The sequence below is a fragment of the Streptomyces goshikiensis genome (genome assembly GCF_014650555.1).
In the GTDB taxonomy this organism is placed as follows: domain Bacteria; phylum Actinomycetota; class Actinomycetes; order Streptomycetales; family Streptomycetaceae; genus Streptomyces; species Streptomyces goshikiensis.
In genome coordinates this window covers 116,624-130,906 of record NZ_BMVE01000003.1, presented here as the reverse complement: position 1 = coordinate 130,906, position 14,283 = coordinate 116,624, and the positions used below count along the sequence as shown (strand labels likewise).

Below are 14,283 nucleotides of genomic sequence, written 5' to 3'. Positions count from 1 at the left end.
CCCGGACCGCGGTGGTCACGCCCGGGGCTCCGGCTCCCGCTCGGGCCAGTCCTCCGGGTCGGCTTCCGTGAGCAGCAGCTGGCGGACGTCGAGGTAGCGCGAGCGGAACCCGGCTTCGGAATAGGCCAGGTAGAGCTCCCACATCCGGCGGAAGGTGTGGTCGAAGCCCAGCCGCTCCACCTCGCCGGCGCGGGCGGTGAAGCGCTCCCGCCACAGGCGCAGGGTCTGCGCGTAGTGGTCGCCGTAGCCGTGGTCGGAGAGCACGCGCAGGCCCACGGCGGCGGCGTTCTCCTCGATGGCCTCGCGGGAGGGGATCAGGCCGCCGGGGAAGACGTACTTGCTGATCCAGGTGTGGGTGGCGGCGGTGTCGAGCATCTGCCGGTGGCCCATGGTGATGGCCTGGAGGGCGATCCGGCCGCCGGGCAGCAAGGCCCGGCGCAGCGCGCCGAAGTACACCGGCCAGTGCTCGGCCCCGACCGCCTCGATCATCTCGACGCTGACCACCGCGTCGTAGCGCCCGTAGACGTCCCGGTAGTCCCGCAGGTCGACGTCCACCCGGTGGGAGAGGCCGGCTTCGGCGACGCGGCGGCGGGCGAGGTCGCGCTGTTCGGCGGAGAGGGTCACGGTCGTCACCTGGGCGCCGCGCCGGGCCGCCCGCAGGGCGAGTTCGCCCCAGCCCGTGCCGATCTCCAGCAGGCGGGTGCCCTCGCCGACGTCGGCGAGGTCGAGGAGCCGGTCGATCTTGCGTTCCTGGGCCGTCCGGAGGGACTCCTGGCGGGCGGGGAAGGCGGCGAAGAGGGCCGCGGAGTAGGACATGGTGTCGTCGAGGAACAGCGAGAACAGCTCGTTGGACAGGTCGTAGTGACGCTGGACGTTCTCGCGCGCGCCCGCCCGGGTGCCCTGCTGCGCGGGCCTGCGCGCCACCCAGGAGCTCCGGAGGCGGCGCAGCGGGGCGGGGACGAGCTCGTCGACGTTCGCGGCCAGGATGGTCAGCAGGCCGGTCAGGTCGTCGCTGTCCCACTCGCCCGCCATGTAGGACTCGCCGAAGCCGATCAGGCCGTGGGCGCCGATCCGCGTGAAGAAGGCCTCGGGGTCGTGGACGGTGAGCGAGGGCCCGGTGCCGGTGGCCGGGCCGTCCCCGAAGCGGCAGCGCAGCGGCAGCCTCGCCAGGGCGCCGCGGACGATCCGGCGGGCCGCGGCGGCGTGCCCGAACGGGGCCGCGGGCGGCCGGGCCACGTCGGGCCAGACATCGGCGTCGACGTACGCGTGGGGCGGGATGACGGTGTCGGCGGTACGCGGGAGCGAGAGGGTCACGGAGCGATGCCTTCCTGACGTACGGGGACGGGGACGGGAGCGGGGTCCGGGGCGTGGGCGGGGGCCGGGGCGGGGGCGGCTCCGGCGGGGGCGGCTCCGGCGGGACAGCGGAGCGGCCCGGGCCGGTCGGGCCGGGGCTGGAGGGGCAGGCCGCGCAGGAGGAGACGGATGCCGTGGTGGCGGATCCCGGCCGTGACGGCGGCGGTGGACCACGGGTGCCCCGCGGCGGCGCGCAGCAGGGCCGCCGGGGTGGCGGGGCGGCGGCGGCCGCGCAGGGTCGCGGTGAAGGGCCGCTGCCCGTCGCGCTCCAGCTGGACGGTGACGTCGAGGCGCTCGCCGGGCTCGGGCAGGCGCATCCGGTAGTGGCCGTCCACGGGGAAGAAGGGCGAGACGGGGAAGTCCTTGGCGACCTCGGCCCGGCCCGTCGCGTCGGGGCGCAGCAGGTAGCAGTGGCGCTGCCGGTAGGTGTTGTGGACCTCGGCGACGACGCAGACCAGCGCTCCGGACCGGTCGTGGCACCAGTACAGCGTCAGCGGGTTGAACACGTACCCCAGCACCCGGGCGTGCGCCAGCATCAGCACCCGGCCGCCGTCGAGCCGTACGCCCCGGGTGGCGAGGTAGGCGTCCAGGCCCTCGCGGATGCCCGGCGCGGTCCCGGTGAAGTGGTCACGGGTGTCGAAGCGGGCCAGCGGGCGCAGGGCGCGCGGGATGCGGGGCAGTGCGTCCAGGTCGACGAGCCACATGTACGTGCGGTGGCGGAAGGCGTGCCGGATCGGGGCCGTCCGCGCGTGTGCGACGACGCAGTCGTAGAGGGCCGGGACCACGGCGGGAGCGCCGGCGGCGGGGTCCGGGGCGGCGGGCGGGGCGGAGGCGGGAGAGGCGGGGGCGGCGGCCGGCCGGGGGCTCACCACCGGACCCCGAGGGCCTCGGCCGCCCGTACGCCGGAGAGGCAGCCGTCCTCGTGGAAGCCCCAGCCGTGGTAGGCGCCGGCGTAGACGTTGACCCGGGTGTTGAGCCGGGGCAACTCCCGCTGGGCGGCGACCGATTCGGGGGTGTAGACGGGGTGCGCGTACCGCATGCGGGCGAGGATCCGGTCGGGGTCGACGTGGTCGCCCGCGTTCAGGGTGACCACGTAGTCCGTGGCGCCGGGGAGCTTCTGGAGGCGTGTCATGTCGTAGCTGACCCGGACGCCTTCGGTGGAGGTGCCGCAGTCGGCGAGGTGGTAGTTCCAGGAGGCGCGGGCCCGGGGCGAGCGCGGCAGCAGGTCCGTGTCGGTGTGCAGGACGGTCGGGTTGTCCTCGTACGCGAAGGCGCCGAGGACCCGGCGTTCGTGCGGGGTGGGGTCCATCAGCAGCCGCAGGGCCTGGTCGGGGTGGGTGGCGATGACCAGGGCGTCGTAGGCGTCGGTGAGGCCGTCCTCGGTGGTGACGAGGGCGGCTCCCGGGTGGCGGGTGACCCCGCGCACGGGGGTGGAGGTGCGGACGTCGCCGATCTCCTTGGCTATCCGGTCGACGTAGGCGGAGCTGCCGCCGGTGACGGTCTTCCACTGCGGGGATCCGGTGACGGAGAGCAGGCCGTGGTGTTCGAGGAAGCGGAACAGGTACGCGGCCGGGTAGGAGAGCGCGGTCCGCGCGGGGCAGGACCACACGGCGGCGACGAGGGGGCCGATGAAGTGCGAGACGAAGTACGGGGAAAAGCGGCCGTCGCTCAGGAAGTCGCCGAGGGTGCGCTGGTCGGGGCCGCCCTCGCGCAGCAGCGCGCGGGCGCGCCGGTGGAAGAGCGGCACCTCGGCCAGCAGCCTCAGGTAGCGGCCCCGCAGGGCGGCGCGGCCGGTGAACAGGCCGCCCGCGCCCCGGGCTCCGGCGTACTCCAGGCCGCAGCCGTCGCAGCGTACGGACATGCTCATCTCGGAGTCCTGGGTGGACACGCCCAGTTCGCCGAAGAGCCGCAGCAGCGTGGGGTAGGTGCGTTCGTTGTGGACGATGAACCCGGAGTCCACGCGTACGGTTCCGCCGCCGTCGGCGGGGAGCTCATGGGTGTGGGCGTGGCCGCCGAGCCGGTCGTCGGCCTCGTAGAGGGTGACCTCGCAGGCCTTGCCGAGGACGTAGGCGGCGGTCAGTCCCGCGACGCCGCTCCCGATGACGGCCACTCTCCGTGTGTGCACAGGTACCAGCTCCCCATGAGTCGCCACGCCGCCCTGGGCGGCCCTTCACCTGTACTTCGCGGCCGACGGCGGGCCGGATTGGCAGCTTCGGCAAAGGGAAGGTAAAACGTGGACCGGCGCCACCCCCGCCAGGGGGCGCCGGCCCACGGCCGGGGGATGGGCTTCCGGAAGTCGCCCACACCGGCCCTTCGCAGCGGTGCGCCGACCGGATTGGTCCGTCCTGCGATCGGGTGGCGGCCACCGTCGAATTGCCGGACGACCAGGGCAATCCGTACGGACGTCCGCTCCGAAGAGCAGTCGAGGAACCAGAATGCCGACCGCATCCGGAACCACACCCCTGCCGCGCCCGACCACATCCGAGCCCACCCTCTACCCTCAACCGGAATGACAGGCCCGCGTACGGTGCGGGTCCGGTTGTTCTCGACCCGAAGGACTGTCATGCAATGGACGCAGACGCATCCCGGCGGACCGCCCGCCACCACCGGGCGCCGCGCGGCGTCGGGCGGCGGGAAGGGGCACCAGTGAGGCAGCCTCTCCCCTTCGCCGCCCCGGACGGCGGCGGCTCACGGCTCGAAGACCTCATGGCGCAGGTGGCCCGCGGCGACAAGGACGCGTTCTCCGCGCTCTACGACGCCCTCGCCGGCACCGTCTTCGGGATCGTGGTCAAGGTCGTGCGCGACAGAGCCCAGTCCGAGGAAGTGGCCCAGGAGGTGATGATCGACCTCTGGCGGCAGGCCTCCCGCTACCGGCCCGAGCAGGGCAGCGTGCCCGCCTGGGCGGCCACCCTCGCCCACCGCCGGGCCGTCGACCGGGTCCGCTCCGCCCAGGCCTCGGCCAACCGCGAGTACGACCAGGCGGCGCGCGAACACCAGCGGCCCTTCGACGAGGTGGCCGAGCAGGTCGAGACCCGGCTGGAGAGCGAACAGGTACGGCGCTGCATGCGCGGCCTGACCGAGCTCCAGCGGCAAGCCGTCACCCTGGCCTACTACCAGGGCCTGACCTACCGTGAAGTCGCCGAGACGCTTCGCGCACCGCTTCCTACCATCAAGACACGCATGCGCGACGGGCTGATCCGACTGCGCGACTGCATGGGGGTGACCACATGAGAAATGAAGAAGACCTGCACACCCTCACCGGCGCCTACGCCCTTCACGCCCTGGGCCGCGAGGAGCTGACGGCGTTCACGGCCCACCTCGCGCAGTGCGCGTCCTGCCGCCAGGAGGTGGCCGAGTTCGGCGGTACGACGGCCCGCCTCGCCGCCGCGGTGTCCACGGCGCCGCCCCCGCGGATGAAGGACGCCGTCCTGCACGGCATCGACTCCGTAAGGCAGTTGCCGCCGCGACTGCCGGCGGACGAGCGGCCCCGGACGGTGAGCGGCGTGCTGCGCCGCAAGGCCGGACCGCTGGCCCTCGCCGCGAGCCTCGTGGCCGCCGCCTCGTTCGGTGGCCTCGCCGTGTGGCAGCACCAGCAGACCGAGGAGGCACAGCAGCGGGCGCAGGGCACGGAGCTGCGGATGCGGGACCTCACCTCCGTACTGGCCGCGCCCGACGCCCGTACCGTGCACGGCCGGACCAGCACCGGCGCCGTCACCTCCGTGGTCAGCTCCCAGCGGCAGGACAAGGCCGTGTTCGTCGGCACCGGACTCCCCGAGCCGGGGCCGGGCCGGACCTACCAGCTCTGGTACGACGACCACGGCACGATGCGTCCGGCCGGGCTCGTCGACAGCGACGGGGCCACCCTGCTCCAGGGCGATCTGCGCAAGGCCAGCGGGGTGGGCCTCACGCTCGAACCGGCCGGCGGTTCGCCGCAGCCCACCACCGCCCCCCTGATGCTGCTCGCGCTGCCCGCCTGAGCGTCAGCGGAACGCGGAGACCCCCGCGAAGAACACGGTGAGCACGGTGCACACCGCGCCGCACGTCTACGCGGGGGCGCTTCGCCGAGCCGGCCGGCCTGGAGGCGTCCGGGGACAAGTACGCGGACGCGGAACTCGCCGGCCGGCTCGCGAAGGGCGGCCGTGTCCGGGAGTTGTGCCGCCGCGCGGTCGCCGGCAGTGGCGCGGCCACCCGGATCCTGCTCCAACTCGCCGCGGGGTCACCGGAGCTGCGCGATCTCGCGGGGTACGGCCTGCGGTCCGACGCCTGCGTGGCCCTGCCGGCGCCCGTGAAGGGTTGATCACGCGCCGGGTCGGCGTACCGGTGGCGGGGCTGGCAGGATCTGATCCGGCGGCCCGCACCGGAGCTACACCTCGGGTCCCACCACGACCGACCACGAGTTCTTCGGGGTCGCCGCCCGTACGGTCCTGGCGCTGGCGCCCCCCGCCCCGCAGGTCACGCACGTGATGGCCTGGGCCGAGTACGGGTACAGCGCCAACCTGCGGCTCGCCGACTTCACCTCCGAGCGGACCCTGCTCGCCACCCATCACCACGGGGAACCGCTCACCGTCGAGCACGGCTTCCCGCTGCGCCTGGTCGTACCGCACCTGTACGGCTACAAGGGCCCCAAGTGGCTGCGCGCGATCGAGTACATGACCGCCGACCGCCGCGGCTTCTGGGAGGAGCGCGGCTACCACAACATCGGTGATCCCTGGAGGGAGCAGCGGCACTCCTACCAGGAGGAGTGACCGGACGCCCGGACGATGACGAGCGAGCCCAGGTAGGCAGGCTGGGTGCGCAGGTGGCCGTACCGCTCGTCCCAGGCGCCGGAGTCCAGGTCCTCCCGCAGCCGGGTGGTGAACCGTTCGCGCACTCCGTCGTCGACGAAGCTCCACGCCGAGCAGGCCTGGCGGGCGGCGGGGTCCAGCAGCATCTCGGGGCGCCCGTAGTAGGCCTCGTTGAAGCCGTCGGTGCAGTCCAGCGGGATCGGTACGGTCTCCACCGTGCCGGTGCCGCCGAGGGCGGCGGCCATCTTCTCCAGCGGCGGATAGCGCCGGGCCTCGGTGTCGAGGACCTCGGGGGCGTACGCGTACAGCCAGAAGTCCCGCACCAGTTCGGGGTCGCAGGTGAGCACGACGACCGGGCCGCGGGTGACGCGCCGCATCTCCCGCAGTCCCGCCTCGGCGTCGCTCCACTGGTGGACGCTGAACAGGGTCATCGCCCCGTCGAACTCCCCGTCCGCGAAGGGGAGGTCCTCCGCGACCGCGTCCACGGCGCGCGGCAGGGCCGCCGAGCGCTGCGCCCGCATCGACTCGGAGGGCTCGACCGCCGTGACGGCCGCGGCGGCCGTCTCGTAGGAGCCGGCTCCGGCGCCGACGTTGACGACCGTACGGGCGCCACCCAGCGCGTCGGCGATGACCCGGGCTATGCGCGGGTCGGGCCGCCGGTAGCCGGAGTAGGTGGAGCCGATGGCGCCGTAGTCGACGTCGCCCGCGCTGCCGTCCAAGCCGCGTACATCCATGGGTCGATACCTCGCCTCGTGAGCAGGAGACCGGAAGGGGTGACCCGGCGGTGTGGCCGTGGTGCGGTCCGCCTCCGCGCCGGCCGGGAACCATCGTCATCCCCATACTGCATGTGCGAGGGGCTTCGCGTACATCAGCTGGCGAATGCTTGGCCATTCCACCAAAGGCCTCGCAAGTGTGGAGCTGTCCGGCAGTACGGGACGGCGGGGGCCCGCTCTTGGACCGGCGGGCTACTCGGCCGGCTTGCCGGGCTCGTCGTGGGTCGAGCAGTGGATGCCGCCGCCACCCCCGGCGATGGTGTCGATCTCCACGGGGACGATGTCGCGCTTCGGGAAGTGCTCCTGGAGGATGCCCTTCGCGCGGTCGTCCGCCCGGGCGTCCCCGAAGCGGGGCATGAAGACGGCGCCGTTGGCCACGTAGAAGTTCGCGTACGTCGACACGAAGGCGTCACCGCGGCCGGTGATCTTGTCCAGGTCGGGCTGGGGCAGGTCGACGACCTCCAGGCGCTTGCCGCGCGCGTCCGTCGCTTCCTTGAACACCGTCCTCGCCTGGTCGGCGGCGCGCGACCACACGTCGGGCTCGGAGCCGGGGAACGCCTGGTCGAGGAGGACGACGCCCGGGGCGGTGAACCGGACCAGGCTGTCGACGTGCGCGTCCGTGATGTCCTGGCCGCGGACTCCGGCGAGCCAGATCACCTTCTTGATGCCGAGGCTGCTCTTGAGTTCGGCTTGGATCCGGTCGCGGCTCTTGCCGGGGTTGCGGTTCTTGTTGACCACCGAGCTCTCGGTGACGAGCAGGGTGCCCTCGCCGTCGGTCTCGAAGGAGCCGCCCTCGGCGACGAACGGCGCCCGCACGCGCTCGATCCCGTACTTCGCCAGCAGCAGCCGGCCGACCTGGGCGTCGTTGCGGTGCTCCTGCTTGTTGCCCCAGCCGCTGAAGTTGAGGTCGACGCCGAGGACCTTGTGGTCCTGCTCGACGAAGACGGGCACGGTGTCGCGCGCCCAGAGGTCGTCCACCGGGAGCGCGATCACCTCGACGCCGGAACCGCACGCCCGCTGGGCCGCCTCCTGCTGGTCGGGCCGGGCGAGCATCACCACGGGCTCGTACTCGCCCACGGCGCGGGCCACGCGGGCGATGTCCGCCCGTACGGCGGGCAGGTCCTCGTACCAGACGTTTTCCAGTGCGGGCCAGGACATGAAGGTCCGGGCGTGGCTCTCCCACTCGGCACCGAACCGGCGGCCGGCGCCACCCGTCCCCTCGGCGGTGCCGGAGGCGGGCGAGGCCGCCGGGCCCTCCGGGTCGGAGGGGGCGCAGGCGGCGGCTCCGAAGGCCAGCGCACCGCCGATGCCCGCGAGGGCGCGCAGCGCGGTGCGGCGGGAGACGGGAGAGGACAGGGGGGAAGGGGACACAGGGAGCTCCGGCATTCGGCTGATGGGCTTTCGCCGACGGGGCAGCGGTCAAGGGCTGCGGGCGGGGAACGTCATCCGTTCCATTGTCGGCACGGGCGGGCGGCACGGCGATCCAGCGGCCGCGCCGCGGACCGGTACGGAACATCGAGTTCCGCGGCGACGCCCCCACTCTGACACTGACTGGAATTTCAGTCAATCCGCCGCGCGCTTCACCCGTCGTGGCGGTAGCGGTCCACCGAGACCCGGACCGGCCCGTCACCGGGGCTGTCGGTGAGCACGGTCACGACGGCGATGTCGCGGCTGTCCTGGGCGCGGACGCAGAAGGCCCGGCCGGCGCGCAGGGTGGTGAAGGGGAGCGCGGTGACGGGCCGGCTCTCGACGCCCTTCACGCACTCGGCGAGCCCGAGCCCCTCGCCCTGCGCGATGTAGGCGTCGCTGCTCTCGGGGACGTAGAACTCGGTGGCGCTGCGGCCCACGTACCAGGAGGCGGTCTCCTGCGGGACGACCCGGCCGGCCGAGACGTCGAACTCGTAGCTCTGGTCCGGGGAGGTGAGGGCAGTGCCGGTGTAGACGGCCGTGTAGCCGGGGACCGGCGGGGTGGGGCTGGGCATGGGGGTGGGGGCGCCGGCCGTCGGGACCGGCGCGGGCGCGGAGGCCTCGGGGAGCTCCTCACCGGCCCCGCCGTCCCCGTCGCCGAAGCCGGGGTCGAGCAGCGCGTACGCTCCCGCGGCGCCCAGCAGCAGGGCGGCGGCGGCCACGCCCGCCGTCCGGCCCGTCGCGCGCCCGGAGGCCGCCGCCCGGCCACGGCCACGGCCGCGCACCGGGGGTTCCGCGGTGACGGCCGGCTCCGGGGCCGGCTCCGGGGCCGGGGTCCGCGGCGGGAGGCTCGGGGCGTGCGCGGCGCCCGGCGCGGCGACGGTGTGCGCCGCATCGAAGGCGGTGGCGAGCGCCGTCGCCGGCGGCGCGGGCAGGTCGGCGTGGCGCCGGACCTCGGTGGTGACCTCGTGCGGGAGCCAGTCGTCGGCGAAGTGGAGCCGCCCGCCGACTGCGGGGTGGTCACGGACGGCTTCGATCACCCGGGCGGTCGCCGGCCGCCGCTCCGGGTCCTTGGCCAGGCAGTGCCACAGCAGCTCGCGCAGTTCGGCGGGGACCCGGCCGAGGTCCGGCTCCTCGTGCACCACCCGGTAGAGGACGGTGGAATCGGGCCCTTCGCCGAACACCGGCGCGCCCCCGGCCACGTACGCGGCGAGCGCGCCCAGCGCGAAGACGTCGGTCGCCGGCAGCGTCGGCCGGCCCAGCGCCTGCTCGGGCGCCATGAAGGCGGGGGTGCCCACCCGCAGCCCGGCGCCGGTCAGGGCGCTCGCGTGGGCGGTGTGCGCGATGCCGAAGTCGATCACCCGTGGGCCGTCGGCGGCGATCAGTACGTTGGCGGGCTTGAGGTCGCGGTGCACCACACCGGCCCGGTGGATCTCCTGGAGCGCCTCGGCGATCCCGGCGACGAGCAGGAGCACGGTGCGCGGGGGCAGCGGGCCGTACGTGTTCACGGCCTGCTGGAGCGAGGGCCCGGGGACGTACGCGGTGGCCAGCCACGGGGTGGGCGCGTCGGCCCCGGAATCGACGACCTGGGCGGTGTAGAGCCCGTGGATGCGCTGCGCGCTGGCCACCTCCCGGGCGAACCGGAGGCGGAAATCGGGGTCCCCCGCGAGTTCGGGCCGGACCACCTTGAGCGCCACGGGCCGCCCGCCCGGGGTGTGGGCGAGGTAGACGCGGCCCATGCCGCCGGAGCCGAGCCGGGCGACGACGCGGTAGCCGCCCACCTCGCGCGGATCGTCGGCGGCCGGCGCCTGGAGGTGCGGGGCGGCGGCGCCGGGGCGTCGTGTGGTCATGGCGGATCTCCCGGCGACGAGGGCGGACGCGCCCGAGGGTTCTCGGCCTGGTCCGCGGGACCGCGCGAGGGCGCGGCGGGGCGTGGCTGTCCGGCCGGTGCGCCGGCGCAAACGCGGCCGGCGCGGGGCACCCGGCGGCGGTGCACCGCCCGAACGGCACCGGATCCTATCCGACTGTAATTTCAGTCAGGGTCGAGGTCGTACCGGTGATCGGCTCCCGGGTAGGGTGTCGGCTTGTGGCGGACCGTCGAACAGCAATCATGGAGGGGGCCGCGCGGGTCATCGCCCGACGCGGCGTGCGCGGCCTGCGCGTGGAGGAGCTCGCCTCGGAGGCGGGCGTGTCCACCGCGCTGATCTACTACCACTTCAAGGACCGCGCCGGAATCATGCGCGCCACCTTGGAGTTCATCAACGATCGCGCGGGGCGGTACACCACGGAGCGGGATCCCGGCGCTCCCCCGCTGGACGCGCGGGGCGAGCTGGAGGAGACCCTCCTCCTCGAATTCCAGGACACCCCCGAGGTACGCGAGAACAGCACGGCCTGGGGAGAGCTGCGGGCCAGCGCGGTGTTCGATCCCGACCTGCGCGAGGACCTCGCCCGCGCCACGCTGGTATGGGTACAGGAGGTCGGCGAGCTCCTCGGCCGGGTCCGGCCGATGGCCGGCGCCGCGGCGCTCGCCGGAACCGCCGAACGGCTGACGGCCCTGGTGGAGGGCCTCAGCTCGCGCTGGCTCAGCGGCAGCCTGCCCCTGGCGCACGCGCGGGACCTGATGGCCGCGTCGATCGAGGCCGAGCTCCAGCGCCTCTCGTAGGCGCGCCGGTGCCGCCCGGCCGCGCGACGGCCGGGCCCGGGGCACTTCCCCGGCTCCTTCGCCGGTTGCGTCGCCGGTTCCTGCTCGGCTCCTTCCCCGGTTTCTTCCCGTCCCGGGCTTCCTCGCGGCTCGCTTCTTGACTGAATTTTCAGTCAATGACAGAGTCGGGCCACGGCTCCCCTCCCCCAAGAGATCCGGAGAGACCCATGAGCGAATTCCACGGCGACAGCCGCTCCCTGTTCAGCCGCCTGTTCGGCGGCTCCGCCGAACCCTCCCGCCGGCGCGTCCTCGGCGCCGCCGGCGTCGGGGCGGCAGGTGTGGCGCTGGGTTCGATGGCGATGGCACCCCAGCGGGCGAGCGCGGCCCTGCCGCGCTGGTGGGTGGAGCGCGACGACGTCCCGCACGCCCGCACCTGGATGTCCTGGCCGACGCGCACGTCCATCTGGGGCGGCCGCCGGCTGGCCGGCGTACAGGAGGACATCGCGCTGATCGCCCGGACGATCGCCCGCCACGAGCCGGTGGTGATGTGCGCGCCGGACGCCGATGCCGCCGCCACCGCCCGGTCCTGGTGCGGCCCGGCGGTCACGGTGCTCGACTCGATCCCGACGGACGACCTCTGGATGCGGGACACCGCCCCGGTCTTCCGCCGCGACGGCCGCGGCGGGCTCGACGCGATCGGCCTGGGCTTCAACGGCTGGGGCAACAAGCAGACCCACTCCCGCGACGCCGAGGTCGCCCGGCGCATCGCCGACGACGGGCGCCTGCCCTTCAGCAGGACGGAGTTCGTCGGCGAGGGCGGCGCGATCGAGACCGACGGCGACGGCACCGTCATGGCCACGGAGAGCAGCCTGGTCAACAAGAACCGCAATCCGGGGATGAGCCGGGCCGACGTCGAGGACGCGGTCCTGCGCGCCTACGGCGCGGACCGGATGATCTGGGTCCCGGGCATCAAGGGCAAGGACATCACCGACGACCACATCGACGTGACCTCGCGGTTCGTGCGGCCGGGCGTCGTCATGGTGCAGGTCCCGCCGGAGGACCGCGATGACGCGTGGGCGCGGGACGCCCGCGAACAGTTCGCGATCCTCTCCCGCGCCACCGACGCCCGGGGGCGGCGGCTGAAGGTGATCCGCGTGGACGGCCCCGACACCGTCCGCTCGAAGGACTCCCAGTTCGTCGACTCGTACCTGAACTTCCACGTGGTCAACGGGGCCGTCATCACGGCCCAGTTCGGCGACGCGGTCAAGGACGCCGCCGCGAACCGGGCCCTGGCCGAGGCCTTTCCGGGGCGGACGGTCGTACAGCTCGACGTCGACCGGCTGATGGCGGGCGGCGGCGGCATCCACTGCTCGACGATGCACGAACCCCTTCCGTAGCGGGCCCGGCCGCCGGCCCGGCGCCGCCGGGGCCCGTCAGGCGTGGTCCAGTTCCGCCTCGATGGCGTCCGCAAGGAGGGCGCGCGCGTGCTCCAGCGGGAGGGAACCGCTCAGCCAGCGGACGCTGAGCCCTTCGAGGAGGGCCGTCAGGCGTTCGGCGGCGGCCGCGTGCGCCGGGGCCGTGCCGGTGGGCCGCGCGTGGGCGAGGAGGTCGGCGATCTCGTGGACCCAGGTGTGCGTGGCCTTCGCGACGTCCTCGCGCAGGTCGGCGTCGAAGACGGCGCTCGCCCGCAGCTCACCCCACGCGGTGCTGTTCTCGCGCACTTCCGGGGTGTCCTGGAGTTCCAGCAGCAGCACCTGGGCCAGTTCGGTCCGCGGATCGACGGGGTCCGGCCCGAGGCCCTGACCCGGATCCCGCTCGGCCGTGTAGCGGTCGGCGCGATCGCTGATGAACTCCAGGGTCCGCCGCAGGATCCCGGCGCGATCGGTGAAGTGGTAGTAGATCAGCGAGGTGGAGACCCCTGCCTCGGCTGCCAGCTCTCCCACGCGGAGCCCGCGCACGCCACGGCGGGCGATCACTCGCGTGGCGGCTCTGAGTATTTCTGTTCGACGGTCTGACACGAGGTGTCACTCTACCCGCCGACTCCGTCACCTGGGGCTATTTCCTGACCAGATCTTCAGGACCCCCCAATGTCCCCGCCAGGGCGTTCACGCCCGGCCGCCAGACGGACCGGCGCGCCGCGCGCCGTTCCGGCAACTGCCCGGCCAGAACCATTGACTGAATTTTCAGTTCGGTGAAGGATGCGGGGCACATCACCGGCACACAAACGCCTTCTCCGAACTGACTGAACATTCGCACAGGAGCAGATGATGACGAGTTTCCGCATGCCGGCCGAGTGGGCCGAGCACGAGCGCTGTCTGATGGCCTGGCCCACCCGCCGGGAACTGTGGGGTGAGGTCTTCGACGCCGTGAAGGCGGAATACGCGCAGGTCGCAGCGGCGATCGCGGAATTCGAACCGGTCACGATGGTGGCCCTGCCCGGCAGTGGCGCCGAGGCCCGCGCGATGTGCGGGGAGGGCGTCGAGGTCATGGAGCTGCCCCTGGACGACTCCTGGTTCCGCGACTCCGGCCCGCTCTTCGTCCTCGGCCCGGGCGGAGAGCGCGCCGGCGTCGACTTCCGCTTCAACGCGTGGGGCGGCAAGCACCACCCCCACGACAGCGACGACAGGATCTCCGCCGTCCTGCTGGAGCACTTCGGCGTGGAGCGCCTCGCATCCGCGATGGTGCTCGAAGGCGGCGCCGTCACGGTCGACGGCGAGGGCACGCTGATCACCACGGAGCAGTGCCTGCTGCACCCCAACCGCAACCCGGGGATGAGCAAGGCGGAGATCGAGGCGGAGCTGATCACCCGCCTCGGCGTCAGCAAGGTGATCTGGCTGCCGTACGGCGGCCTGCTGGACACCGAGACCGACGGGCACGTGGACGGGGTCTGCGCGTTCGTCGCCCCCGGAAAGGTCCTCGTACAGCTCCCGGACGACCCCGGCCACCCGGACCACGAGCGGATGCGCGCGAACCGCGCCGTCCTGGAGTCCGCCACCGACGCCGCCGGGCGCCGGCTGGAGGTCGTCGGCCTGCCGCAGAGCGCGTTCGTCGAGGTGGCCGGCCGCCGCACCGAGGTGGGGTACCTCAACTTCTACGTCGCCAACGGGGGCGTCGTCGTACCGGTCGCGGGACTCCCCTCGGACGAGGGGGCGCTGGCGGTGATCGCCGCCGCGCTGCCCGGCCGCAAGGTCGTCGGCGTCCGCTCGCGCGTGATCGCGTACGGCGGCGGCGGGGTCCACTGCATCACCCAGCAGGTGCCCCTCGCGGCGCCCGCCGCGCCCGCCGGCTCCGCCGCCTCCGCCGCCGCCGCCGGCTCCCGCTGAGC

The 14,283-nt window shown here is 73.8% G+C and carries 12 protein-coding genes and 1 pseudogene; 6 read left to right on the top strand and 7 right to left on the bottom strand.

All coding sequences use genetic code 11. The features are described 5' to 3' along the window. Positions 1-15: 15 nt before the first annotated feature. The 3 genes from IE248_RS10675 to IE248_RS10665 form a co-directional block, all read right to left on the bottom strand. Positions 16-1,314, bottom strand: coding sequence for an SAM-dependent methyltransferase (locus tag IE248_RS10675; RefSeq protein ID WP_229895244.1), 1,299 nt, complete (start codon positions 1,312-1,314; stop codon positions 16-18). Further along, the gene (locus tag IE248_RS10670) at positions 1,311-2,138 is read right to left on the bottom strand and encodes a DUF1365 domain-containing protein (protein ID WP_190030810.1); all 828 of its coding nucleotides are present in this window, start codon (positions 2,136-2,138) and stop codon (positions 1,311-1,313) included. The genes IE248_RS10675 and IE248_RS10670 overlap by 4 nt, the downstream gene beginning before the upstream one ends. Positions 2,139-2,218: 80 nt before the next feature. Then, a complete protein-coding gene (locus IE248_RS10665; protein WP_037798722.1) occupies positions 2,219-3,478 on the bottom strand; it encodes an NAD(P)/FAD-dependent oxidoreductase in 1,260 nt (419 codons plus the stop codon). 581 nt (positions 3,479-4,059) lie between these two features. Between IE248_RS10665 and sigK the strand changes: the two genes are divergently transcribed. The 3 genes and pseudogenes from sigK to IE248_RS10650 form a co-directional block, all read left to right on the top strand. Continuing rightward, entirely contained in the window at positions 4,060-4,584 is a 525-nt protein-coding gene (gene sigK, locus IE248_RS10660) for an ECF RNA polymerase sigma factor SigK (protein WP_047961169.1), read from the top strand. Next, positions 4,581-5,330 carry an anti-sigma factor gene (locus IE248_RS10655; RefSeq protein WP_073798515.1) on the top strand — a complete coding sequence of 250 codons (750 nt, stop codon included), beginning with the start codon at positions 4,581-4,583 and terminating at the stop codon, positions 5,328-5,330. Before sigK ends, IE248_RS10655 begins: the two co-directional genes overlap by 4 nt. 417 nt (positions 5,331-5,747) lie before the next feature. Beyond that, positions 5,748-6,098 (top strand): annotated as a pseudogene (locus IE248_RS10650) (molybdopterin-dependent oxidoreductase); the annotation flags it as partial. Here the strand turns inward: IE248_RS10650 and IE248_RS10645 are convergent. The 3 genes from IE248_RS10645 to IE248_RS37285 form a co-directional block, all read right to left on the bottom strand. Further along, a complete protein-coding gene (locus IE248_RS10645; protein ID WP_073798514.1) occupies positions 6,083-6,871 on the bottom strand; it encodes a class I SAM-dependent methyltransferase in 789 nt (262 codons plus the stop codon). The pseudogene IE248_RS10650 and the gene IE248_RS10645 overlap by 16 nt on opposite strands. Positions 6,872-7,102: 231 nt before the next feature. Next, positions 7,103-8,281, bottom strand: a complete 1,179-nt coding sequence (locus IE248_RS10640) for an agmatine deiminase family protein (RefSeq protein WP_373301503.1) — start codon at positions 8,279-8,281, stop codon at positions 7,103-7,105. A 209-nt stretch (positions 8,282-8,490) separates the two neighbouring features. After that, positions 8,491-10,167 carry a serine/threonine-protein kinase gene (locus IE248_RS37285; protein ID WP_229895243.1) on the bottom strand — a complete coding sequence of 559 codons (1,677 nt, stop codon included), beginning with the start codon at positions 10,165-10,167 and terminating at the stop codon, positions 8,491-8,493. A gap of 260 nt (positions 10,168-10,427) precedes the next feature. Between IE248_RS37285 and IE248_RS10630 the strand changes: the two genes are divergently transcribed. Together IE248_RS10630 and IE248_RS10625 are read left to right on the top strand one after the other, a co-directional pair. Continuing rightward, a complete protein-coding gene (locus IE248_RS10630; protein WP_073798511.1) occupies positions 10,428-10,979 on the top strand; it encodes a TetR/AcrR family transcriptional regulator in 552 nt (183 codons plus the stop codon). Between the two features lie 206 nt (positions 10,980-11,185). After that, positions 11,186-12,355 carry an agmatine deiminase family protein gene (locus IE248_RS10625; protein ID WP_079196289.1) on the top strand — a complete coding sequence of 390 codons (1,170 nt, stop codon included), beginning with the start codon at positions 11,186-11,188 and terminating at the stop codon, positions 12,353-12,355. Between the two features lie 36 nt (positions 12,356-12,391). On the opposite strand, the gene IE248_RS10620 is transcribed toward IE248_RS10625, so the two are convergent. Continuing rightward, positions 12,392-12,976, bottom strand: coding sequence for a TetR/AcrR family transcriptional regulator (locus IE248_RS10620; RefSeq protein ID WP_073779263.1), 585 nt, complete (start codon positions 12,974-12,976; stop codon positions 12,392-12,394). 249 nt (positions 12,977-13,225) lie between these two features. Here IE248_RS10620 and IE248_RS10615 point away from each other — a divergent pair, with 249 nt between their 5' ends. After that, on the top strand, positions 13,226-14,281 hold the full coding sequence (locus IE248_RS10615) for an agmatine deiminase family protein (RefSeq protein WP_190030583.1): 1,056 nt from the start codon (positions 13,226-13,228) through the stop codon (positions 14,279-14,281). The last annotated feature ends 2 nt before the right edge of the window (positions 14,282-14,283 follow it).